This is a genomic window from Marivirga sericea, from assembly GCF_900177665.1.
Taxonomy (GTDB): Bacteria; Bacteroidota; Bacteroidia; order Cytophagales; family Cyclobacteriaceae; genus Marivirga; species Marivirga sericea.
The window spans coordinates 430611-452908 of the sequence record NZ_FXAW01000005.1 but is presented as its reverse complement, the minus strand read 5'-3'; the positions used below and the strand labels follow the sequence as shown (position 1 = coordinate 452908).

General features: G+C 36.0%; 18 protein-coding genes and 2 rRNA genes. 7 read left to right on the top strand and 13 right to left on the bottom strand.

Going from position 1 to position 22298, the window contains the following annotated elements; all coding sequences use genetic code 11:
* Window positions 1–961 (top strand): 23S ribosomal RNA (locus B9Y84_RS13780); the annotation flags it as partial.
* Window positions 962–1096: 135 nt separating this feature from the next.
* Window positions 1097–1208: ribosomal RNA gene (gene rrf, locus B9Y84_RS13775) — 5S ribosomal RNA — on the top strand.
* 229 nt (window positions 1209–1437) lie between these two features.
* Here the strand turns inward: rrf and B9Y84_RS13770 are convergent.
* Window positions 1438–1761 carry a hypothetical protein gene (locus tag B9Y84_RS13770; protein ID WP_085517964.1) on the bottom strand — a complete coding sequence of 108 codons (324 nt, stop codon included), beginning with the start codon at window positions 1759–1761 and terminating at the stop codon, window positions 1438–1440.
* A gap of 596 nt (window positions 1762–2357) precedes the next feature.
* Here B9Y84_RS13770 and B9Y84_RS13765 point away from each other — a divergent pair.
* Both B9Y84_RS13765 and B9Y84_RS13755 read left to right on the top strand, forming a co-directional pair.
* The gene (locus B9Y84_RS13765) at window positions 2358–4151 is read left to right on the top strand and encodes an SLC13 family permease (RefSeq protein WP_085517963.1); all 1794 of its coding nucleotides are present in this window, start codon (window positions 2358–2360) and stop codon (window positions 4149–4151) included.
* 971 nt (window positions 4152–5122) lie between these two features.
* Window positions 5123–5893 (top strand): LexA family transcriptional regulator, encoded by a 771-nt coding sequence (locus tag B9Y84_RS13755; protein ID WP_085517961.1) that lies wholly within the window; start codon window positions 5123–5125, stop codon window positions 5891–5893.
* A gap of 65 nt (window positions 5894–5958) precedes the next feature.
* On the opposite strand, the gene B9Y84_RS13750 is transcribed toward B9Y84_RS13755, so the two are convergent.
* The 11 genes from B9Y84_RS13750 to B9Y84_RS13700 form a co-directional block, all read right to left on the bottom strand.
* A complete protein-coding gene (locus B9Y84_RS13750) occupies window positions 5959–7146 on the bottom strand; it encodes a phosphoglycerate kinase (protein WP_085517960.1) in 1188 nt (395 codons plus the stop codon).
* 138 nt (window positions 7147–7284) lie between these two features.
* Entirely contained in the window at window positions 7285–8247 is a 963-nt protein-coding gene (locus tag B9Y84_RS13745; protein ID WP_085517959.1) for an L-threonylcarbamoyladenylate synthase, read from the bottom strand.
* 314 nt (window positions 8248–8561) lie between these two features.
* Window positions 8562–9272: a tetratricopeptide repeat protein gene (locus B9Y84_RS13740; RefSeq protein WP_085517958.1), complete on the bottom strand. Its 711-nt coding sequence runs from the start codon at window positions 9270–9272 to the stop codon at window positions 8562–8564.
* A gap of 182 nt (window positions 9273–9454) precedes the next feature.
* Window positions 9455–10510 (bottom strand): saccharopine dehydrogenase family protein, encoded by a 1056-nt coding sequence (locus tag B9Y84_RS13735; protein WP_085517957.1) that lies wholly within the window; start codon window positions 10508–10510, stop codon window positions 9455–9457.
* On the bottom strand, window positions 10500–11036 hold the full coding sequence (locus B9Y84_RS13730) for an NUDIX hydrolase (RefSeq protein WP_085517956.1): 537 nt from the start codon (window positions 11034–11036) through the stop codon (window positions 10500–10502). Before B9Y84_RS13730 ends, B9Y84_RS13735 begins: the two co-directional genes overlap by 11 nt.
* Before the next feature lie 69 nt (window positions 11037–11105).
* Window positions 11106–11543, bottom strand: coding sequence for a hypothetical protein (locus B9Y84_RS13725; protein ID WP_139828039.1), 438 nt, complete (start codon window positions 11541–11543; stop codon window positions 11106–11108).
* Between the two features lie 90 nt (window positions 11544–11633).
* Window positions 11634–12251 carry an ABC transporter ATP-binding protein gene (locus B9Y84_RS13720; RefSeq protein WP_085517954.1) on the bottom strand — a complete coding sequence of 206 codons (618 nt, stop codon included), beginning with the start codon at window positions 12249–12251 and terminating at the stop codon, window positions 11634–11636.
* A 74-nt stretch (window positions 12252–12325) separates the two neighbouring features.
* Entirely contained in the window at window positions 12326–13105 is a 780-nt protein-coding gene (gene lpxA / locus B9Y84_RS13715; RefSeq protein WP_085517953.1) for an acyl-ACP--UDP-N-acetylglucosamine O-acyltransferase, read from the bottom strand.
* A gap of 53 nt (window positions 13106–13158) precedes the next feature.
* The gene (locus B9Y84_RS13710; protein ID WP_085517952.1) at window positions 13159–14553 is read right to left on the bottom strand and encodes a bifunctional UDP-3-O-[3-hydroxymyristoyl] N-acetylglucosamine deacetylase/3-hydroxyacyl-ACP dehydratase; all 1395 of its coding nucleotides are present in this window, start codon (window positions 14551–14553) and stop codon (window positions 13159–13161) included.
* Window positions 14554–15603, bottom strand: a complete 1050-nt coding sequence (gene lpxD, locus B9Y84_RS13705) for a UDP-3-O-(3-hydroxymyristoyl)glucosamine N-acyltransferase (protein ID WP_085517951.1) — start codon at window positions 15601–15603, stop codon at window positions 14554–14556.
* Between the two features lie 25 nt (window positions 15604–15628).
* Window positions 15629–16849 carry an HD domain-containing protein gene (locus B9Y84_RS13700; RefSeq protein ID WP_085517950.1) on the bottom strand — a complete coding sequence of 407 codons (1221 nt, stop codon included), beginning with the start codon at window positions 16847–16849 and terminating at the stop codon, window positions 15629–15631.
* Between the two features lie 32 nt (window positions 16850–16881).
* On the opposite strand from B9Y84_RS13700, the gene porX reads away from it, so the two are divergent.
* The 3 genes from porX to B9Y84_RS13685 are packed head-to-tail and all read left to right on the top strand — an operon-like array spanning window position 16882 to window position 20105.
* The gene (porX, locus tag B9Y84_RS13695; RefSeq protein WP_085517949.1) at window positions 16882–18444 is read left to right on the top strand and encodes a T9SS response regulator signal transducer PorX; all 1563 of its coding nucleotides are present in this window, start codon (window positions 16882–16884) and stop codon (window positions 18442–18444) included.
* A complete protein-coding gene (gene tsaE / locus B9Y84_RS13690) occupies window positions 18434–18883 on the top strand; it encodes a tRNA (adenosine(37)-N6)-threonylcarbamoyltransferase complex ATPase subunit type 1 TsaE (protein ID WP_085517948.1) in 450 nt (149 codons plus the stop codon). Before porX ends, tsaE begins: the two co-directional genes overlap by 11 nt.
* Window positions 18876–20105, top strand: coding sequence for an alanine dehydrogenase (locus tag B9Y84_RS13685; RefSeq protein ID WP_085517947.1), 1230 nt, complete (start codon window positions 18876–18878; stop codon window positions 20103–20105). The genes tsaE and B9Y84_RS13685 overlap by 8 nt, the downstream gene beginning before the upstream one ends.
* On the opposite strand, the gene B9Y84_RS13680 is transcribed toward B9Y84_RS13685, so the two are convergent.
* Window positions 20102–22165, bottom strand: a complete 2064-nt coding sequence (locus B9Y84_RS13680) for a SpoIIE family protein phosphatase (protein ID WP_139828038.1) — start codon at window positions 22163–22165, stop codon at window positions 20102–20104. The genes B9Y84_RS13685 and B9Y84_RS13680 overlap by 4 nt on opposite strands.
* Window positions 22166–22298: the final 133 nt, after the last annotated feature.

Below are 22298 nucleotides of genomic sequence, written 5' to 3'. Positions count from 1 at the left end.
ATAACGGTCCTAAGGTAGCGAAATTCCTTGTCGGGTAAGTTCCGACCTGCACGAATGGTGTAACGATCTGGGCACTGTCTCGGCCACGAGCTCGGTGAAATTGTAGTAGCGGTGAAGATGCCGCTTACCCGCAACGGGACGAAAAGACCCCATGAACCTTTACTATAGCTTCACATTGACATTGGGTAAAATATGTGTAGGATAGGTGGGAGACTTCGAAGCTGTGTCGCCAGGCATGGTGGAGTCTTTGTTGAAATACCACCCTTATTTTATCTGATGCCTAATCCGTGATAAGCGGAGACATTGTGTGGTGGGTAGTTTGACTGGGGTGGTCGCCTCCAAAAGAGTAACGGAGGCTTTCAAAGGTTCCCTCAGCACGCTTGGTAACCGTGCGTAGAGCGCAATAGCATAAGGGAGCTTGACTGTGAGACCTACAAGTCGATCAGGGTCGAAAGACGGATATAGTGATCCGGTGGTTCCGCATGGAAGGGCCATCGCTCAAAGGATAAAAGGTACTCTGGGGATAACAGGCTGATCTCCCCCAAGAGCTCACATCGACGGGGAGGTTTGGCACCTCGATGTCGGCTCGTCACATCCTGGGGCTGGAGAAGGTCCCAAGGGTTGGGCTGTTCGCCCATTAAAGTGGCACGCGAGCTGGGTTCAGAACGTCGTGAGACAGTTCGGTCTCTATCTGTTGTGGGCGCTAGAAGTTTGAGAGGACCTGATCTTAGTACGAGAGGACCGGATTGGACAAACCGCTGGTGTACCAGTTGTGCCGCCAGGTGCATCGCTGGGTAGCTATGTTTGGAAGGGATAAGCGCTGAAAGCATCTAAGCGCGAAACCCGCCTCAAGATGAGACTTCTTTAAAGGAACCCTATAGATGATGGGGTTGATAGGCTACAGGTGTAAAGGCAGTGATGTCATAGCCGAGTAGTACTAATTATCCGTAGCTTTCCGTTCAACAGTCTTGTGTTTACTTTAAGACTCTTTCACATTAACATGTTGATTAATCTCAAAAGGTGAGATTAATTTAAAATACTGATACACCCTCCCGAGCAATCGGGATTAAAAGTATCATAAGGATATTTAACGCTTTATGGTGACTATAGCGGTGGGGTACACCTCTTCCCATTCCGAACAGAGAAGTTAAGCCCACCAGCGCTGATGGTACTGCCGTAAAAGGTGGGAGAGTAAGTCGTTGCCAACTTTTATTTATAACCCTGATTGAGTGATCTTTCAGGGTTTTTTTTGTGCCTGTACTTTTCTAAGTAACAAATCCGCAATTTGAATACTAATAGCTCTTCATGTAAGCAGCTAAAGTTACAATTCTTAATTTTGCTATGTTGTATAAGGTTCTTCTCTTTTGCATTGGCAGGAATATAGTTAAGTCAGTGTGCAATACTTATATTGAGTTGGATGAGCTAGAAACTCACTCCTCAACCTATATAGATGGATTCGGGGTAACTCACTCTAATTCTAAAAACGAAAGGTGTTTTAGGCTCTTGATACCTTAATCCAATGCCTCCTGCCAAACGTACATCAATGTAATCAGACTTTGATGCAATTTGTCCTGTTTGGTATGGGTTATTTACAGCTTCTTGATTCATTTTTCTGTCATGTAAGACCGCAATACCCATGTTAAACATTATGTGAATGTTTTTTAAGCCTGTTAATGCCGTAATTCCACTTGAATAGACAGGCCCACCAACTGACCATGCTGCCCAAGTTCCAGCGGAAACTTTTAACCAATACGAACGCAAGAAACTATTGGTGTTCTCTACAATTTTTCTTTCATTGGAGATATTCGCAACATAGTATAATGGAACGAATCCTATTGTCCCAAAGATAACGTTTTTTGTCAGTGCTTAAGGTGTCTCTCACAGCTTCTTGACTTTAGCTCACAGAAGTAATTAATGTAATTAAGCCTGATAAAAAAAGTAAATGCTTTACGAATTTCAAGGGAATAAACTTATTGTGTTTAAACTAGTAATAATTATAAGATAACAATAATTGATAATAAGGCAAGGTAGCGCCCACTGCCATTTTAAATTTCTAAGTCTTATTATGAAACTATCCAAGATTTTATTCGACCATATTTTTTTATAGCTCTGTAATTTAGTCTATTAATATAGTGCAAGATCGCAAGTTAGTTTTGAATAGTAGAAATACGGGAATGCAATGTCTAATATGCGAATAACTGCTACACATATAAGTTTGAAAAATAAGCAGTTTGGTTCGTTGATTTTATAGTTACTAAAATCTTCATGTATAGAATATTGAATTTTTGCCTAGTGTATTTGGATGTATTTGAAGATATTCTTGCTTACAAATTAGTTGACATCTATATTCGAAACCTATGGAGCTATCTTTTGTAATCACTATCTGTGTTATTGTATCGGCTATTGTATTGTTGGCTACAGAGACTTTAGGTGTAGATTTGGTAGCCTTAGGTGTAATGGTTCTCTGGATTATCTTGGGAGTCTTAGAGCCAGAAGAAAGTTTTAGAGGATTCTCGAATAGCGCAACTTTGACGGTGATGGCTATGTTTATTTTAAGTAGTGCGTTAATTAGGAATGGGGTCATCAAGTTATTAGCTCCTTTAACAACTAGACTTTTTAATAAGTCATATAGTGGGGCTGTTTTAGGAATGAGTTCTGGTGTTGGTTTACTTTCAGCATTTATTAATAATACACCTGTTGTAGCAACTTTTATTCCGATTGTTTCGAAAGCTGCAAAAAAACTGAATCTATATCCTAATAAGTTTCTCATTCCACTTTCATACGGTGCCATATTAGGAGGAACGTGTACGTTAATTGGAACCTCTACTAATCTTTTAGTTGCAGGTATTGCTAATGATAATGGTTTTAATGAAATTGGGCTTTTCACGATGACCCCAATTGGAATTGTTTTTTTGGTTACGGGATTAGTTTATTTGATGGTTTTTGGGAAGCGTTTATTGCCAAAGGAGTCTCAAGTGAAGCCTCTACAAGATGTGGACCAGATAAAGACGTTTTTAACTGAAATTCAGATACAAGAGTTACCCGATCAGAAGAAGGGGATAAGTATTGAAGAATTATTTGAGGAAAAGGATTTATCTTTTGAAGTGCAGGAGTTAAAAAGGGGTGATGAGTCCTTTCGAAATCCGGAAATGAGTACAAAGCTGGAGGCGGGCGATGCGATGTTAATTAAAGGAGAGTTGGATAAAGTAAAGAAAGTAGTAGCAGATCAACATGTTTCTATCGTAAAATCTATAACAGATAAGTATTTTCCTGAAGAAGAAACGAAAGTTGTAGAAGTGATTATTATGCCGGGTACTCAATTGGTAGACAGAAAACTTAGAAATATAAGTTTTTTAAAAAATTATCATTCCCATCTGCTAGCGATCCGACATCGTGGTCAGCGGAAATTTACTGACATGGAGAATATTCGACTTAAGGTGGGAGATATTCTATTATTACAAACTAGTAAGAAGGGTTATGAACTATTGCAAAAGGCAGAGAGTAACCCTAATGCACCTTTTTTATCCATTAGAGAGAGTGATTTAAATATACCAGATAGAAAAAATCTCTTTATTTCTGCAGGTGTTTTAGGGTTAGTAATTTTAACGGCTACGCTCAATATTTTACCCATTGTAGCGTCTGCTTGGGCAGGCGTATTTATTTTGGGCGCTTTTCGAATTATAAGCATGACCGATGCCTATCGTTCGATAGATTGGCAAGTTATTTTCCTACTTGCCGGCTCTCTGAGTTTCGGTACTGCAATGGAAAAAAGTGGACTGAATGATTGGTTAGTGACCCATTTAACAGCTTTCACAGAAAGTCAGATATCTCCTTTTTTAATCATCGCTCTAGTTTATTTCCTCACGATGGTATTTACAGAGATCATGTCAAATAATGCTGCGGCGGCTTTAATGGCACCGCTAGCTATGGCAATTGCAGAAGCTTTAGTATTTAGTCCTTTACCCTTATTAGTAGCAGTAATGATGGCGGGAAGTGCCAGTTTTATGACGCCTATAGGCTATCAAACCAATACCATGGTTTATAGTGCAGGTAATTATGAATTTAAAGATTTCTTTAAAATAGGAGCACCCTTAGGAATAATTTTTTGGATTATTGCATCACTTTTGATTCCTGTATTTTATTCTTTTTAATCTGAAATTTAAGTGATTATTCTGGCGGTTAAGTTGGTAGTCTTTTTGAGCTTCCGGATAACTAGAGGTTAGATGCCTTTTGAAAGGCCATCCTGCCTCATTACAATGTTCATCATGGCTATATTTTAATTTGCTGGAAATGGATTTGAGGCTATGAGCTTACTCTAAAATCAGCAGTATATTTTAGCACTAGTAATTCGAAAAAATAGTTCAATCATAAGTAGATGCATTACGTCTTTCTTGTATGTGAGGAGCTTCTAGTCAATTGATCTATAGGTATTGAATTTAGTCGAGTATATGTAGATGCATCTCCCAACCCAACATTAAACTAACATATTTAGTTTAATGTTGGTTTTTATAGTATTTATTACTAAATTTATAAGTAATAATACTAATAAATATAGTAAACACTTGTACTACTAAATATACAAGAAGATGGATGTCAAAGTTAAATTGTCAAGTAAACGTCTGATTTCAGGCCGATGTCAGGTACATTTTCGTGTTCAGACTCAATCCGGAGAAAGTAGCTGGTATGGTTATACCCTCGCAGAACCACAAGATACGTTGAGAGATGTGGTTGGAAGGATAAAGAATCGATTTAGTAGCGCAGAAGATAAAATTTCTTTACATCAAAAGGTTTTGTATAATTTAAATGGGGAATGCAGAGAACGAAATGATGTGATGATTTTTCGTGAAGCCTAGTTATCTTTGCTCGTCTTTGAGATTTTTCTGAAAAAACTTCTTAATCTAAGGATAAGGTAGTTGGCCTAAAATATTTAGAGGACGGATTTACCATATTACAATTTTTAAAAGGTAGATTAAAATGAGTACAAATAGATGGAATTTGGAAAAACATAGGGTTTGGTGTCCTTTAAAGTATTAGTTCTCTAAAAAACTCTTGGAATCTACCAAATAATGAAAAGCAATGATTGTATCTGATTTTAAAACTTTGGTACTTGAACCTGAAAAACATGAGCTTGATTAATAATAATATTAAATATCTGCGAAAGGAAAAAGGATGGACGCAGCAAGACTTGGCCGATGGGCTAGGTGTTAAACGTCCACAGATTGGCTCTTATGAAGAGGGAAGGGCTGATCCAAGAATTCAAACTTTACTGAAGTTATCAGAACTTTTTAATGTGAGTGTTGATGATTTATTGGGTAAAGATTTATCTAGTCCCATGGTAGTCAGTCGAAAGCCCACCAAAGTTTTAGCAATTACTGTGGATAGTCATGAGCGGGAGAATATTGAATTAGTACCTCAAAAAGCCTCGGCAGGTTATACTAATGGCTATGCGGATCCCGAGTATTTACAAGAACTTCCCCGTTTCCAGTTGCCCAATTTACCAAGAAATAACACCTATCGCGCTTTTGAGATTAGCGGTGATTCTATGTTGCCGCTTGAGCCTGGGACCATCATAATTGGTGAGTATGTAGAAAGTCCAGAATCGATTCGTAATGGCAAGACCTATATAATAGTGAGCGAGCAGGAGGGGGTTGTTTATAAGAGGGTTTTTAATTATGCTGACGAGAAAGGGGTGTTATTTATGGTTTCTGATAATACAGTTTATTCTCCTTATGAAATAGCGATTGAGAGTGTGATGGAAGTTTGGGAAGCAAAAGCATTTATCAGCACTCAATTCCCAGATGTTAAAAATACTGGAAATCCTCCAATGAGCCTTAGAGAGCTGACGGATATTGTCCTAGAAATTAAGGAAGAGGTCACTAAACTGAAGAAATAGGCCTCTTTAAGATAGATAAAAAAACGACTTCCGTTAGTCGTAAAACTAGAGGAAGCCGTTTGATTTTAGGCTTTCAGAGCAGCTACACCTGGTAGTTCCTTGCCTTCCATATATTCAAGTAGGGCACCTCCGCCAGTGGATACGTAACTGACTTTGTCTCCGTACCCAAGGCTATTTACTGCTGCCGCAGAATCGCCACCACCAATTAAAGAAAATGCTCCATTTTCCGTAGCTTTCACGACAGATTCTGCTATTGATTTCGTTCCTTTAGCGAAATTTTCCATTTCGAATACCCCCATAGGACCATTCCATAAAATGGTTTTTGATTCTTCTACGGTTTTTTGAAAAATTGCAGTTGCTTCGGGTCCAATATCCAATCCCATCCATCCATCTTCAATGGCGTGGTTCTGAGCAATTTTGGTATTAGCATCATTTGCGAAATTATCAGCTACAATTGAATCAATCGGTAATTTTAACTCTACACCTTGCTCTTTGGCTTTTTGAATCAATTCTTTTGCTAAGTCAAGTTTATCTTCTTCTACTAAAGAGTTTCCTATTTTTCCTCCCATAGCCTTGAAAAAAGTATAGGACATTCCTCCTCCAATAATGAGATTATCTACCTTATTTAGTAGTTTTTCTATGATTAAAATTTTATCAGATATTTTTGCTCCCCCCATAATCGCTGTGTAAGGCTTGTCTGCCTTTTCTAGTACCTTATCAGCATTCTCTATTTCTGCAGCCATGACATATCCTGCCATTTTATCTTCAAAGTACTTAGCTACTACTGTGGTGGACGCATGGGCGCGATGAGCGGTACCAAAAGCATCATTCACATATACATCTCCCAATTTTGACAGCGCTTTTGAAAATGCTTCATCGCCTTTAGTTTCTCCTTCATGAAAGCGGACATTTTCTAATAATAATACTTCGCCCGGTTTTAGGTTATGAGCTGCTAATTCTGCTTTCTCACCTACAGTGTCCTCACTGAAATGAACCTTAGTTCCGTATGCCTTTTCTAAATCGGGTACTATATGTTGTAAAGAAAATTTGTTCTCTGGACCATTTTTAGGTCGGCCTAAATGTGACATTAAAATGGCTTTTCCACCATCTCCCAATATTTTTTTTATGGTAGGAATAGTAGCTTTGATTCTGGTGTTGTCAGTTACTTGAAAATCTTTATTTAGCGGAACATTTAAATCGACTCTGATTAATGCCGTCTTATTTTCAAATGAGTAGTCTTTTACGGTTTTCATGAGTATTTTATTATTTTTAATTCGGTTATATGTAATTGGCTGTAACTATTTATAACTTGTCTACTTGCTCAAATGGGTAGAGTAGTTATGATCACGCCTTAATCTACTTATGCTGATTTGATTTTTAAATCGGTATTGTCATACAATTTTTTCCTTAACAGCTGCTCTCTGTAGCCTATCATTAATAGCATTCCCTAAACCTTCAGCCGGTACCTTTTCAACTATTATCAAATCTACATTACTCTCGTCTAATTTACGAAGAAGGGAGAATAAGTTTTTTGCGGCTTCGTGCATATCCCTAGATCTTGAAAGCGTCAGAGACACTTCCACATCTTCATAAAATTTGGAAAATGTTAAAGTTCCAAGTTTTAGCTTAGGATATTGTGGTATTAGCTCGTCTATTTTTCCTAGTATTATATTTTTTCGTGGTGCATAGTGACTTTTAAGCATTCCTGGCGCATCAGGTTTTGAGCTTGAATGAGGAAGGATTTTTACTTCGCCTACTACTTTTTTAATTGCAGCTATATCCAATCCCCCAAGTCGATAAATTATAGTTGCTCCATTTTCAAATCCAACGATAGTACTTTCTATCCCAACTTCACTAAGTTCACCTTCTAAAATGAACGGGATTTTAGCTCCTAATTGCTGTTGAACATGCTGCGAATTAGTAGGGCTGATGTACCCAAAAGGATTTGCACTAGGGGCAGCTAGAGGGTAATCTAATATTTGAAGTAAGCTAAGCGCTTTAGGATGATTTGGGATCCGGAAAGCTACTCTATCTAATCCTGAGCATGTTAGGTCAGGTACTTTTTCATTGCGTTCCAACAAAATGGTCAGAGGGCCTGGCCAAAATGCTTTAGCCAAAACTTTTGCAGTTTCAGGTATTTCTTTGACATATGCACTAATTGCTTCCAAACTATACGAATGAAGGATTAATGGATCAAAATGAGGTCGGTTTTTTACTTCGAAGATTTTACTGACAACCTCTGATTTAATGCCATTTCCTGCCAGTCCATATACTGTTTCTGTCGGCAAACCGATCAGTTGGTCTGCGTCTAGTATGTATTTCGCCTGGTTAATATCGTTATTAATTTCTGCCATATTTCAGAAAGCAAATTTAAGTTAATTTTTTAGGAAGTGCAGATTTGTAAAATGAGAATGATATATTTATCATTGAAATCACCAAAACACTTAAAATTATGAGCAGAAAATCGAGAAATTTAATTAAGCTAGTTGCTATCGTTATAATACTGGTGCTGGTCTTTATGGAATTAGGAATTATTGCGATTCCAGCTTTGGCAACTTATAAATTTTGGTTAAGTGTAATAGCCTTTGCAATGGTTTTATTAGCTTCTAGGTAATATTGAGGTGTGCTGGAGATTTCAAGGGAGCTGTTGTACAACTCCCTTGAAATTCTATTGACAAAACTTATCTAATGCTTCAATAGCATCCTGAAAGCCTCTATTCTTGGCTTTTATTAAATCATCGCAACCTGCGTCTTTTTGGTCGGTATTAATTTTTATGAATCCGCTCCAGTAGAAGCTTTCGCCATTTTCAGGATTGATTTTCAGACTTAGGTCTAGTAGACTATCTGCTTTGCTGAAGGATCCAAATTGAATTAATGTTTTCGCACTATTCAAGTATGGGATATAATTATTTGGAGATAGTTTAATAGCAAATCTGTTGTCTTCTAGAGCTGCATCATATTGTTTTAATTCAAATAATGCTGTTGCTCTATTTATGAACAAGTCTGCATTATTTGGTCGCAAATCTATAGCTCTATTGTAATCTAATAGCGCTTTTTCGTAACTTTTGGTCTCTAAATGGAGATTTCCTCTATTATAATACGGCTTATAGTTGGAGGAATCATTTTTTATTGATTCCGTAAAATCTTCTTTTGACTTTGAATAATCTAATATTTGCAAATATGCTACTCCTCTCATATTGTAGGCGTCTGCATTAGTATTATTCTTAGAAAGTACCTGATTTAAGTATTTTATGGCTTCTTTGTAATTTTCAGAGCCCATATTTTTTCTACTCTCTTGCATTAATTCCTCTTCTGACGGGCTGCAAGCGAAGAAAAATGTGGAGCAAATTACTAAAATAATAGTGTTAACCTTGAACATATGTTTAAACAATTAATGTTGTAAAATATAAAAAACCTTACATGAATGATTTAAATACTGTTTGTGCTATTTACGTTTGAAAAAAGCGTTTTACATTTGTATTAAGCTTTACGATTCATTTATTCAAATGGGCGTAATTTTAAGGTTGATAGTTTACCCCGGTTTGGTTCACCGGGGTTTTTTTATGTTTTGTCAATTCTTTCCACATTTTCAAATTCCATAATAAAATCCTTTCCAAAAGCCTGAGCTGGTGTTAAATAACCGTATACTTTATGGGATTTCAGTTTCAATGCAGATGCTAATGCGGTCTTTGCTGTAAGGAAATAAGCTTCTGGAGTGATCAATTCTGCCGTATAGTTTCGACCAGTATCATCAGATACTCGTCCTAATATATAGGTTTTTCCCGTTTTTAGGTTTGCATCAGCTGGACCCGTAATCGAGTTTTCAATCTTACGCCTTATCAATTTTTGTATCCACCCGATAGCTAATAGAAATTTGAAGCCTCTAAATCGTTTGATGCGATTAATCATTTTAATACTGGCTCCGCTAAATACTTTTATATTTGGAATTTCTGTCTGGTGATAGCTCGTCATTAGGTCTCCCCAAGGAATTGTCATGCAGCATTGATTTCGATGTGAAAAATGGAATTCTTTTGTATCATAAGCTAAGGGTACATTTTTAATTCGCCCCTTTTCTCTGATAAAACCACCTTTCGAAATGTTTTTTACCATTGTTACTGCAGTTCCACGAGACATACTTGTTTTTGAACCCACAAAGGCTAGCTCTAAGGATGTGGCAGTTGGAAGCTTTTCTTTTAAATATGCTGATAAACAATCCGTAGGAACCACATCGAAACCTACTCCAGGAATAAGGGCGATGGCAGCCTTTTTTGCTTGTTCGTGATATTTCATTATATCTTCAAACACCCAGATTTCTCCTGTAATATCCAGATAATTTGTGCTAGAATTAATGCATGCCTCGACCATAGGAATTGCCGTTTCTGAAAAGGGACCTGCGCAGTGTATAACTGTATCAAAGTCTTTTAAGAGTTTTTCTAGTTCATTTGTTTGCGAAAGGTCAATGATGTGGTATGAAAAGCCAGATTCTTTAGAGAGTGATTTAATAGCTTTTTCATTTCTACCTGCAATGTCTATTTTAATGCCTCTTTCTTTCGCTTCTCTTGTTATTAGTCGTCCCGTGTATCCGTTCGCCCCATATATCAGAATTCTATATTCCATTTAATAGTAATTTTGATTTAGCTTTCATTCTTAAAATAGATGGTTCATTTGTTAAAGATTCGACCTTGTCTAAATTAATCCAATGGAAGTCGTTACTTTCAAAGTTGATTTGAGTTTTTTCAATATCATTGCAAAAGTAAGCAAACCTGACGTCAAAATGCTCATGTTGAGGAATTCCTTTGTTCTCAGGTATTAAATGGATATCGATATCGAAGATTTCATCTCTTATTAAATGTAAGTTCTCTAATGCAGTTTCTTCTTTGACTTCCTTTCGTGCAACTGCCTCTAAATTTGTTTCACCGTCCGCATGACCGCCTGGCTGTAGCCACTTATTTAGTTTTTTATGATGCAGTAAAAGGATTTCTTTTGAATAAGGATCTACAATCCATGCGGAAGCTGTAAAATGTGCCTCTAAATTACTGCGGTTAAATGCTTGTTCACCTTTCGTTTCGTAAAGTTCTAGCATTTTTTCTTTATATCTTTGTTCTGTTTCTGAAACTGGGATGTAGTTTTTTAGTAGTTCCATTTTTATAGGCAAGCGGATAAAAAAAAAGCCATCTCAACAGATGGCTTTATATAAACAATTTAATTTATATTATCGTAACTTTAAGCTCAACGTAATATTAGTTGCATTATCAGTTGCTTTTGGATAAGGAGCTGAATAACTCAACGTTAAATCTCCAGTTTCTTTGTTGATATTACCTATGGTTAAATCACCTCCATTTGCTAAAGTAACAACATCTAAGTTCTCATTTAAACTAAAACTTCCACTTGCACCTAAGACTTCAGTATGATTTAAATTAGCGTCAGTGAATGCTGCTAGGCCAGATACTGAATAAGTAGTATTACTAGCATTGAAATTTATTGAAATACCTGTTAGATCTTCGTCTAAAACATTGGCACTAACAATATCCCAAGTTCCACTTAATTCCTCAATTTTCTGTTCTTCAGGGCTGGGATCATCATCCTTTTTACATGAGCTGAAGATCACAAGAAAAGATAATGCTAAAAAGCTTAAAAGTTTAATATTCATTTTCATAATTAGTTAATTAGTTATTATAATCTAATGTTCAAAAATCTGAATTATTGTTCACAATCCAATAATTTATTTCATATTTTAATTTTATTCAATGCCAATATTAATGATTTTTTTGGCAAAATCATTGTATTCAGCTGGGTCATTTGATGCGATTAGTGTAATTTTTTCATCAATAGTCCGATTTAAAAGATCTTTATACCAAGCAATCCCTTTTGAATCTAAGTGTGCTGTAGGCTCATCTAAAAGTATAACTTTAGCTTCAAAACAACAACATAATATTAATTTCAATCTTTGCTGCATCCCGGAAGAGAATTCAGCAACAGCTTTATTAATACTATTATGCAAATTTGCATTTTCAATTTCATCCATCAGCTTTTTTCCGACTTGAAGACTTCTAAATTTTGAATGAAATTCTAAATGCTCTTTCAAAGTGAATTCTTCAATCAGCGTAAGGTAGGGTGCGCAAATACCTAATAATTTATAGATGTGCTCTTTTTTCACATCTTTTCCTCTTTCTATAAACTTCACCTGTCCTTTGCTAGGGGCTGTTACTCCGGCAATAATCTTCACTAAGGTTGACTTACCACTCCCATTTTCTCCCGTTATAGCATAAGCGTTATTTGACTCAAATGTCTGGTTTAAATCTTCAAACAGCTTATTTTTTGGATATTTTTTGGATAGCCCCTCAAGTACTAGTTGCATAAGCTCCTAATTATAATTCCTCAAAAATATTACTAGGATATTTCACTCTTTATTGATTTAAGAACACTGTTATTTCAATTGCCATAACCTTTCATAATACCTCTTTCTGACTTTCTTACGAAGGCTGTGATATTGTCACGTTCTTCACTGCTTCTTATCAAAGTCTCTATATTTTCTAGGGCTTCAGCATTATTTTTCCCACTTAAATAGAGACTTCTGTAAATCTCTTGAATATCGTTTATCCTTTCATTGCTGAAGCCTCTTCTTCTCAATCCTACTGAATTGATTCCACAATAAGTAAGGGGTTCTCGAGCAGCTTTTACATATGGAGGGACATCTTTTCTCACTAAAGACCCACCTGATATCATCACATGGCTACCGATTTTTACAAATTGATGTATCGCAGTAGCTCCTCCAATGATAGCCCAATCGTCAATTGAGACATGACCACCTACTTGAACTGAATTAACTAGTATACAGTTATTGCCTATAATACAATCGTGTGCAATGTGGACATAAGCCATTATCAGTGATTTAGAACCAATTTTAGTGACTTGTCTATCGCTTGTTCCTCTGCTGATATTGACATACTCTCTAATGACTGTATCATCACCAATTTCCGTTGTGGTTACTTCTCCGCTAAATTTTAAATCTTGAGGGACAGCTGAAATTGTGGCTCCTGAGTATATTTTACAGTTTTTACCGATTCTTGCTCCAGAATTGATTGTGACATTCGGCCCAATCCAAGTGCCGTCTCCAATTACTACATCTTTATCAATGAAGGTAAAAGGTTCGATTATTACATCCTGACCAATCTTAGCATCAGGATGAATATAGTTTAATGACTTATCCATGTAAATTATTATTTAAGCAAAAAAATGCTTGTTCTTGCACCCTTTAACAGGCTTTATTCTTCATCTTTTTTAACTATTCTCGCTGTAAGTGTAGCCTCACTGACGATACTATTTCCTACATACGCATATCCTTGCATTTTGGCTATTCCTCTTTTTATCGGAGCTAATAGTTCGCATTTTAGGATGATAGTGTCACCAGGCCTCACCATTTTCCTGAATCTACAATTATCAATGCCTAAAAAATAGGTCCAGTATTCAGAAGGGTCATCAACAGAACTAAGCACTAAAATGCCACCCGTTTGTGCCATAGCTTCAATTTGTAAAACACCTGGCATAACAGGGTTTCCGGGGAAATGACCTTGAAAAAAGTTTTCATTAATGGTGATATTTTTCAAACCTATCACAGTTTTGTGATCCTGATGAATGATTTTATCTACTAACTGAAAAGGATATCTATGCCTTAACATAGCAGAAATCCCCTCAATATCCATTACAGGTTCTGCGTTAGGGTCATATTTCGGTGCTGACTTCTCCGCTTTTTTGATATATTTTTTGATCTTTTGAGCAAAAGCAACATTAGTTGAATGGCCAGGACGAGCAGCTAGTATCTGACCTTTTATGGGCCTACCGACTAAAGCTAAATCACCGACAACATCCAATAACTTGTGTCGGGCGGGCTCATTTTTAAACCGCAATTCAATATTATCAAGAATTCCTTCTTCTTTTACCTCGATATTTGGTTTGTTGAAAATTTGAGCGAGTTCTTTTAATTCTTCATCGGAAACCAATTTATCAACCACCACAATAGCATTGTTAAGATCGCCCCCTTTGATTAAATTATTGTTATACAGTTGCTGTAGTTCGTGAAGGAAAACAAAAGTTCTACAAGTAGAGATTTCCTTTTTGAAATCTGCAATGTTGTTTAATGAGGCATGCTGACTACCTAAAACTTTAGAATTGTAGTCAATCATGACTGTTACTCTATAGTCATCTACAGGCAATAAAGCCATTTCTACGTTTTTCTCATCATCTGTGAGAAAGAGGCCTTCGGGAACTTCAAAAAAGTTTCTTAATGCATTTTGCTCCAATAAGCCAACCGATTCCAAAGCTTCATAAAAAAGCGTAGCACTGCCATCCATTATAGGGGTTTCAGGGCCATCTACTTCAATAAGAACGTTATCAATCTGTAAACCAACTAATGCAGATAAAACATGCTCTACGGTAGATACTCTAGCTTCTCCTTTTGCTATGGTCGTGCCTCGTGATGTATCTACCACTAAGTCAGCATCAGCTTCAATTATTGGCTTTTCTGGTAAATCTACTCTTTGAAATTTTATACCGCTGTCAATTTCATCTGGTTTGAAGGTTAATGTTACTTTGTGACCAGTATGAAGTCCCACACCTGAAACACTAACTTCTTTATTAATGGTATGCTGCTTATTATACATTTAGTTCTTTTTTTCAGTCGGCAAATTTAAAACTATTTTTTCCAATTGCTGAACTTGTTGGTGTAATTCCGGTAATCTCTTAAATAAAGTACTTGCTTTGAGATACTGTTTATGTTCAAAACCGACCATTCCGGAAAGAATGGTACCCGGATTTTTCACTGTTTTAGAAACACCTGATTTGGCACTTACAGTAGTTTTGTCTGCGATTTCAATATGCCCAACTATTCCCACTTGTCCTGCAATCACACAATTTTTACCGATCTTTGTGCTGCCCGATATCCCTGATTGCGATGCTATTACAGTATTTTCGCCTATTTCAACATTATGAGCAATTTGCACTAAATTATCAATTTTAGCGCCTTTTCTTATAATGGTTGAACCTAATGTGGCACAGTCGATGGTTGTATTGGCTCCTATACTGACATTATCTTCAATAATAACATTCCCTAATTGTGGGATAGTCTTATAGGTGCCGTCCGCTTGAGGAGCAAAACCAAAACCGTCACTTCCAATGACTGCGCCAGCTTGAAAGTTGCAGTTACTACCAATTTTAGTGTCAGCATAAATTTTAACACCTTGAAAAACAATGGTGCCGTCTCCAATCACTACATTATCTCCAATGTGAGCTTGAGGATAAATTTTGACATTGCTACCGATTTTTACGTTATGGCCTATATATGAAAATGCACCTCTGTATATATTTTCTCCTATAGTACCTCCTTCACCAATAAAAGCAGGTGATTCTATACCAGATTTAGCATAAGACATGATCTTGTTATATTCTTCCAAAAGCTTAGTAAAGGCAGAATATGGATCTTCAACTTTTATTAATGCTGGTTTAATGGTACTTTTTGGTGTGAAATTATTTTTGACTATGATGGCAGCTGCCTCAGATTTATAAATAAAATTTTCATATTTATCATTTGATAAAAAGCTGATTGTTCGGGCTTTACCTTCTTCTATTTTTCCTAGGTTGTCTACTAATCTTTCGCCATCGCCTTCAATCGTACCTCCGATCATTCCAGCTATTTGATTTACGCTAAATTCCATGTATTCTAATTATGGTTGCTATAATTTACAAAGATACGGTTTTAGGCAGGCATAGGTAATATTTTTTGACTATTTTACTCATAGCTTTGATATTTGGTAAATCGGCTGCTTGAGTAATATCCATTAAATGCCCTTTTTTGGTAATTATTTTGATGCTTTTTCCGCCTAAAACATAGGCTGAATTGGTTACCTCACCATGGGAAATGAAGAAGGCGGCCTCTTTATTTAATAAATTAAATTCTTGCGTTATTTTTCCTTTCAAAGTATTAATATCTACTTTTTTCAGTGGTTCGTTTCCCAGTTTGATTTTGAATAAATCTCTTTGGAGGATGCGCTGACTTAAATTTTTCAGCACTTTATCTTTGTTATTTCCCCATATTTTGATGGCATGCCAAATATCTGAGTCATCTAACTTTGAGAATTGATGAACAATTTCAGGATTTTCTTGAAATTCTTCTAAAGAAAAGTCATTCTCTAGAAAATATCTTAGCGGACCTGAGATATTATCTAAGCTATGAACCTCTTTCGCCCTGCTGATTAAGTGGACTAGCATTCTTTCTGCACTAAGTGCTGTTTTATGCAAGTAAACTTGCCAATACATCAATCTTCTGGCGTTTAGGAAATTTTCAATACTGTAAATGGCTTTTTCTTCAACTACAATTTCATCCTCAATCACATCCAAATGGCTAATAATTCTGTCAACACTGATATTGCCCTCAGATACGCCAGTGTAGAAAGAATCTCTATTTAAGTAATCTAGTCTGTCGACATCAAGTTGACTGGAAATTAATTGATGGAAGAATTTTCTTTTATAAGTGTTCTTGAACATCGCAATTGCAGTATCCAATCGCCCAGTGAATTCCTTATTAAGCAATTTCATGAATTGCAATGAGATATTTTCATGCGTTATGCCTTTGATCAGACTGTACTCCAAAGCATGTGAGAAGGGTCCGTGTCCTATATCGTGAAGTAAGATTGCAATTTGGGCTGATTCATATTCTGTCTCATTTATGCTAACTCCTTTGTCCTTTAGGTGGTCTAATGCTAGGCCCATTAAATGAGTTGCGCCTAATGCATGATGAAAGCGAGTATGCGTAGCTCCAGGATAAACCAGTTCACTCAAACCCAATTGCCTTATCCTGCGTAAGCGTTGAAAATACGGATGATTGAAAATACTAAAAAGTAATTCACTTTTTATTGTAATGAATCCATAAATAGGATCGTTTACCTTTTTTAACTTCTTCAAATCAAATAAATTTAACGGCTCAAATATAAACTATGCAAAATTATCAAATCTTATGGGCAGATGACGAAATTGATCTGCTAAAACCCCATATTATTTTTCTAGAAAACAAAGGTTATCAAATTACTCCAGTAAATAATGGTTCTGAGGCAGTAGATTTATGTAAAGAACAGAAATTTGATATCGTATTTCTAGACGAAAACATGCCTGGTATGACAGGCCTAGAGACCTTGAGCCTAATTAAAGGACATAATCCCAATCTTCCTGTTGTGATGATTACCAAAAGCGAAGAAGAATACATAATGGAAGAAGCAATTGGTTCGAAAATCGCTGATTATTTAATCAAGCCTCTCAATCCTAATCAAATTTTACTTTCAGTTAAAAAGATTTTGGATAACCAGCGATTGGTATCTGAAAAAACTAACCAAAGCTACCAGCAGGATTTTCGAAATATAAGCATGGCTTTTGGAGATGTGATGGATCATGCGGAATGGGCGGAAATGTACAAAAAGCTCGTTTTTTGGGATTTAGAGATAGATCAAACAGATGACCAGAGTATGTCAGAAGTGCTTTCTATGCAGCATGTAGAAGCTAATTCTAATTTCGCGAAATTTATAGATGACAACTATGAGGGATGGTTGAATGATTATCAAGATGAAGCTCCCTTGTTGAGTCATCAATTGATGGCAGAAAAGGTTTTTCCGAAAATGGGAGAAGAGCCTGTCTTTTTTATTGTCATAGATAATTTACGATTTGATCAATGGAAATTGATTGAGCCTGAAATTCTAAAATATTTCAACATAGAAGAAGAGGATAATTACTATTCCATTCTCCCCACCACAACAGCATATGCCCGAAATTCTATTTTTTCAGGTTTAATGCCTGATGAAATGGCAAAAAAACATCCTGATTTGTGGGTAACGGAAGATGATGACGAAGGTAAAAATAATTTTGAGGATAAATTTTTAGAGCGTCAGCTTAAAAGAAAGAATATAGAGGGGAAATTCACTTACAATAAAATTGTGAATGTGAATCAAGGGAAGCAGGTGTTGGAGCATGTTTCTGCTATGATGGATCATGATTTGAATGTTTTGGTATACAATTTCGTAGATATGCTGTCTCATGCTAGAACAGATATGAAAATGATTAGAGAATTAGCACCTGATGAATCAGCTTATCGTTCATTGACCAAAAGCTGGTTTTTACATTCCCCGCTACTTGATTTGCTAAAGAGAATTTCCACGAAAAAAGCGAAAGTAGTCATTACTACTGATCATGGTACCATCAGGGTAAAAAAGCCATTTAAAATTGTGGGAGATAGAAATGTTAACAGCAATTTGAGATACAAGCAGGGAAAAAATCTTGGTTATAAGAATAGTAATGATGTTTTGGAGGCACCAAAACCAGAACGTTTCCATTTACCAAAAATCAATGTGAGTACATCCTATGTTTTCACCAAAGGTGAGAGCTTTTTTGCTTATCCAAACAACTATAACTATTACGTAAATTACTTTAAAGATACCTTTCAGCATGGAGGAGTTTCAATGGAAGAAATGATAATTCCCATTATTTCATTAACTTCGAAGGATGGAAAGTGAAATCTCTGAAAGCATATCATTTTCGGAAGTAGATTTGCGAGACTTACCTCTTACGGTGGAGGATATATATGCTTTTGGAAAAAGTTATAAAATTTGGCTATTTAAAGCTGAAATGGGTGGGGGCAAGACCACTTTTATTAGTCATCTTTGTGATTACTTAAAAGTGGATGATCATGTAAGTAGTCCGACTTTTGGCCTGGTGAATGAATATTTGTCAGCTAAAGAAGGTCTGCTATATCATTTTGACTTCTATAGAATTGAAAATGAGCAGGAAGCATTTGAAATAGGAGTAGAGGATTATTTTTATTCAGATAAACTTTGCTTAATAGAGTGGCCTGAATTGATTCCATCTCTAATCCCTGATCGCTTTTTACTGATTGATATTCAACTTTCCGATCAACAGACAAAAAGGAATTTTAAAATAAGTAAGCATGGCTAAGGAAGTTTCAAGAAAAGGATTTGACGTTCTGGCAAGAAAAAGTGCCTTATATCCTCAAGAGGAATTGTTAGCAGTAGAAAGAGGGAAAAATGCTATGCAAATCGGTGTTCCTAATGAGATTTCCCTTCAAGAAAAGAGAGTTCCCTTAACGCCAGGAGCAGTAGCACTATTATCCAATAATGGTCATGAAGTGATAGTAGAAAGCGGGATGGGTTTGAGCAGTAACTTTACAGATAATGAATATAGCGATGCGGGAGCAAAAATTGTTTACTCCGCAAAGGAAGCCTTTGAAGCACAATTAGTAGTAAAGATAGAACCTCCAGTTAAGGAGGAAATTGAGATGTTCAAACCCGGTAGTTTTTTGATTTCTGCCTTACAGTTTGGGCAGCTGAACAAAGAATACTTCCAGTATTTAAACGAGAAGAGAATCAATGCAATTGGTATTGAATTAATAGAAGATAAGGTAGGTGGAATGCCTGTGGTGCGTGCCATGAGTGAAATTGCCGGCATTTCGGCCATTCAGATAGCTACCGAATTATTAAGTAACCTGAGTGGCGGTAAGGGAATTATTTTAGGAGGAATAACTGGTGTTAGGCCAACAAAAGTGGTCATTCTCGGAGCAGGTACTGTTGGTGAATATGCTGCAAGAGCAGCATTAGGTTTAGGAGCTAATATTGAGATTTACGATAATCACATTTACAAACTGCGAAGAATTAAGCATGCTTTAGGTCAGCCCGTACACACGAGCACCTTAGACACTGTGATGCTGAGTGACTCTCTTATGGAAGCAGATGTTTTAATCTGTGCGATAAGAGCCGAAAAAGGTCGAAATAGATGTATAGTTACTGAGGAAATGGTGATGAATATGCGTAAAAACGCTGTGATTATTGACGTCAGTATTGATCAAGGTGGTTGTGTTGAAACATCGGAGGTCACATCTCACGATGAGCCTACCTTTAAAAAATTTGACGTTATTCATTACTGCGTGCCTAATATTGCTTCAAGAGTTTCAAGAACTGCTAGTAATGCCGTTAGTAATATTTTAACACCTATGTTGCTACAGGCCGGTGATTCAGGTGGAATCGAAGAAATGATATTTAGTCATTCTTGGTTTATGAAAGGTGTTTATACTTATAAAGGAAGCCTAACTAATATGCATTTAGCTAAAAAGTTTAATTTAAAATATAAGGAGTTGAGTTTATTAATGGCTGCAAGATTCTAGTGCGATCGGAAACCTATTAAAAGCATATCATCAACTTGCTCTCTAGTGCCTTTCCAATTTTTCACTATGGTTTCTATGTGGATTTGTTGCTGATGCGCAGGTTCGTTATGGATTGCTGCTAAATAGTTTCTTAGCCGTTTAATGCCATATTTTTTATCGTTTGGCCCACCAAATTGATCTTGAATACCATCAGAAAACAAATATAGCATTAAAGGCTCTTTTGTAGAGATTATATGGTCTTCAAATTCCATTTTATCCTGTACGATGTAATTTTCACCTATTGAGAAGCGATTGCCTTTTATCACCTTCAATTCATTATTTTGAAAATAGACTAGACGGTGTCCTGCGCCTGCAAAAATAATTTTTTCCTGCTGAATTGCACAGAGCCCAATTTCCATTCCATCATTACTATATTTCTTATCCTGTTTTAGCATGATTCTTAGACGTCTGTCCATTTCACTTAAAATTTCGGCAGGCTGACTGTAATCTAGTTCTATTATTATTTGAGATAATAGAGCATCTGCTATCATACTCATGAATGCTCCCGGTACTCCGTGCCCTGTGCAGTCTATAGAAGCTAAAAAATTAATGTCTTTATTATCCGATTTTTTTTGATGAAACCAGTAAAAATCTCCACTTACAATATCTCTTGCTTTATAAAAGACAAATGAATCTGGCAGTGCCTCTTTGATAGTGCTGAGATTAGGTAGTAAAGAATTTTGGATTTTCTGAGCATAATTTATACTGTCAGTTACATCTTTATTCCTCTTTTCCAAAATCTCGTATGCATCTGATAATTGATCTCGGTGTGATTCTATTTCCTCTTTTTGACTTTTGAGCTCTTCTGTCATTTCGCCTAATTGAAGATTTCTTTCTTCTATTTCTTGGTTTTGGGAATTCAGCAGAGTCAATGCTTTTTGTTTTAAGCGGTTTCTGCTGATATACACAACTAAAAATAGAGCTAGCAGCAATAGTATGATTAAAGAGCCTATAATGATAATATTTTTTTTGGTAATGGAGTCTTTACTTACTTCCCTTTGGTGTTTGAGAAGATTTATTTCAGCTTCTCGCTGCTTAGCTTCATATAGCTCCTGCAATTCAAGAAATTTTTCAGTTGTTTCTTCGCTGTAGATTTTATCGTTGGTTTCAACGAATTTTTTCAAGTCCTCATATGCTCTGGTATTATTTCCTAGTGCTTTTTGAATGTTGCTTCTTAATTTATATCCCTTCCTTAAATAATAGTTTGATTCGGATTTTTTTGAATTGATGATGGATGAATCTGCAAATTGTAATGCGTTTTGAAATTGCTGTTTCTTATAGTAGATATGAGAGATTGTGAGGTAAGCCTCACTGATAGCTGCAAAATCGGGGTCTGAGGTATATTGAATCTCTAATCCTCTTAGTAGATATATTAAAGCTTTGTCAAAATTATTATTCCTTTCTAGTGCTACTCCGTAATTTATGTACGCAATAGATTTGACATTTTCATCGCTTTGATCGTCAAATTTAACCGCTTTTTTGGCGTAATACTCAGCAGAATCATATTCTTTCATTCGAACGAACATATCAGCAATATTCAAAAGACCTATCATCTGATCCTGTGGCAATTGGTTTTCTTTCGCATATTGAATATTATAGTTGTAGTATTCTCGTGCTTTAGAATAATTACCCATTTCATCATAGGTAAGGGCAAGATGGGTTATTATATAATCCTTTAATTCTTCGTTTTCGAATGCTACAGCTAGATTATTAGCTTCTAAATAAATTTTCAAGGCTCTGTCCAGTGCTCCTAAATTGTAATACGAGTAAGCAATCATCGCTTTTCCATAGACAATATTATGAGTATCCTTTTTTTGGTTGGCTAATTTTAGCAGTTGTTCTGCATAAGAAATGGCTTGCTCATTGTCGTTTAATTGATATTTTGAACTTAACTCATAGTAGAGCCTCATTCGTTGAGAATCGGAATTAGTCTTAAGCAGTTCTTCCTCCAAGTCTTTTATAGATTGACCAACAGACGGTAGCGAGAAAAATATAAAGAAAACAATAAATATCTTATGCACTTTCAGCAGGATTATCAATAAAATCAAATGCAATTTATCAATTCGTTTCACAATAAATCAATGGTTCTAACGATTAATGCAATTTTATTTAAATGGACTTAGTAGTAGCTAAGTCCTTCCTGTGCTAGACTTA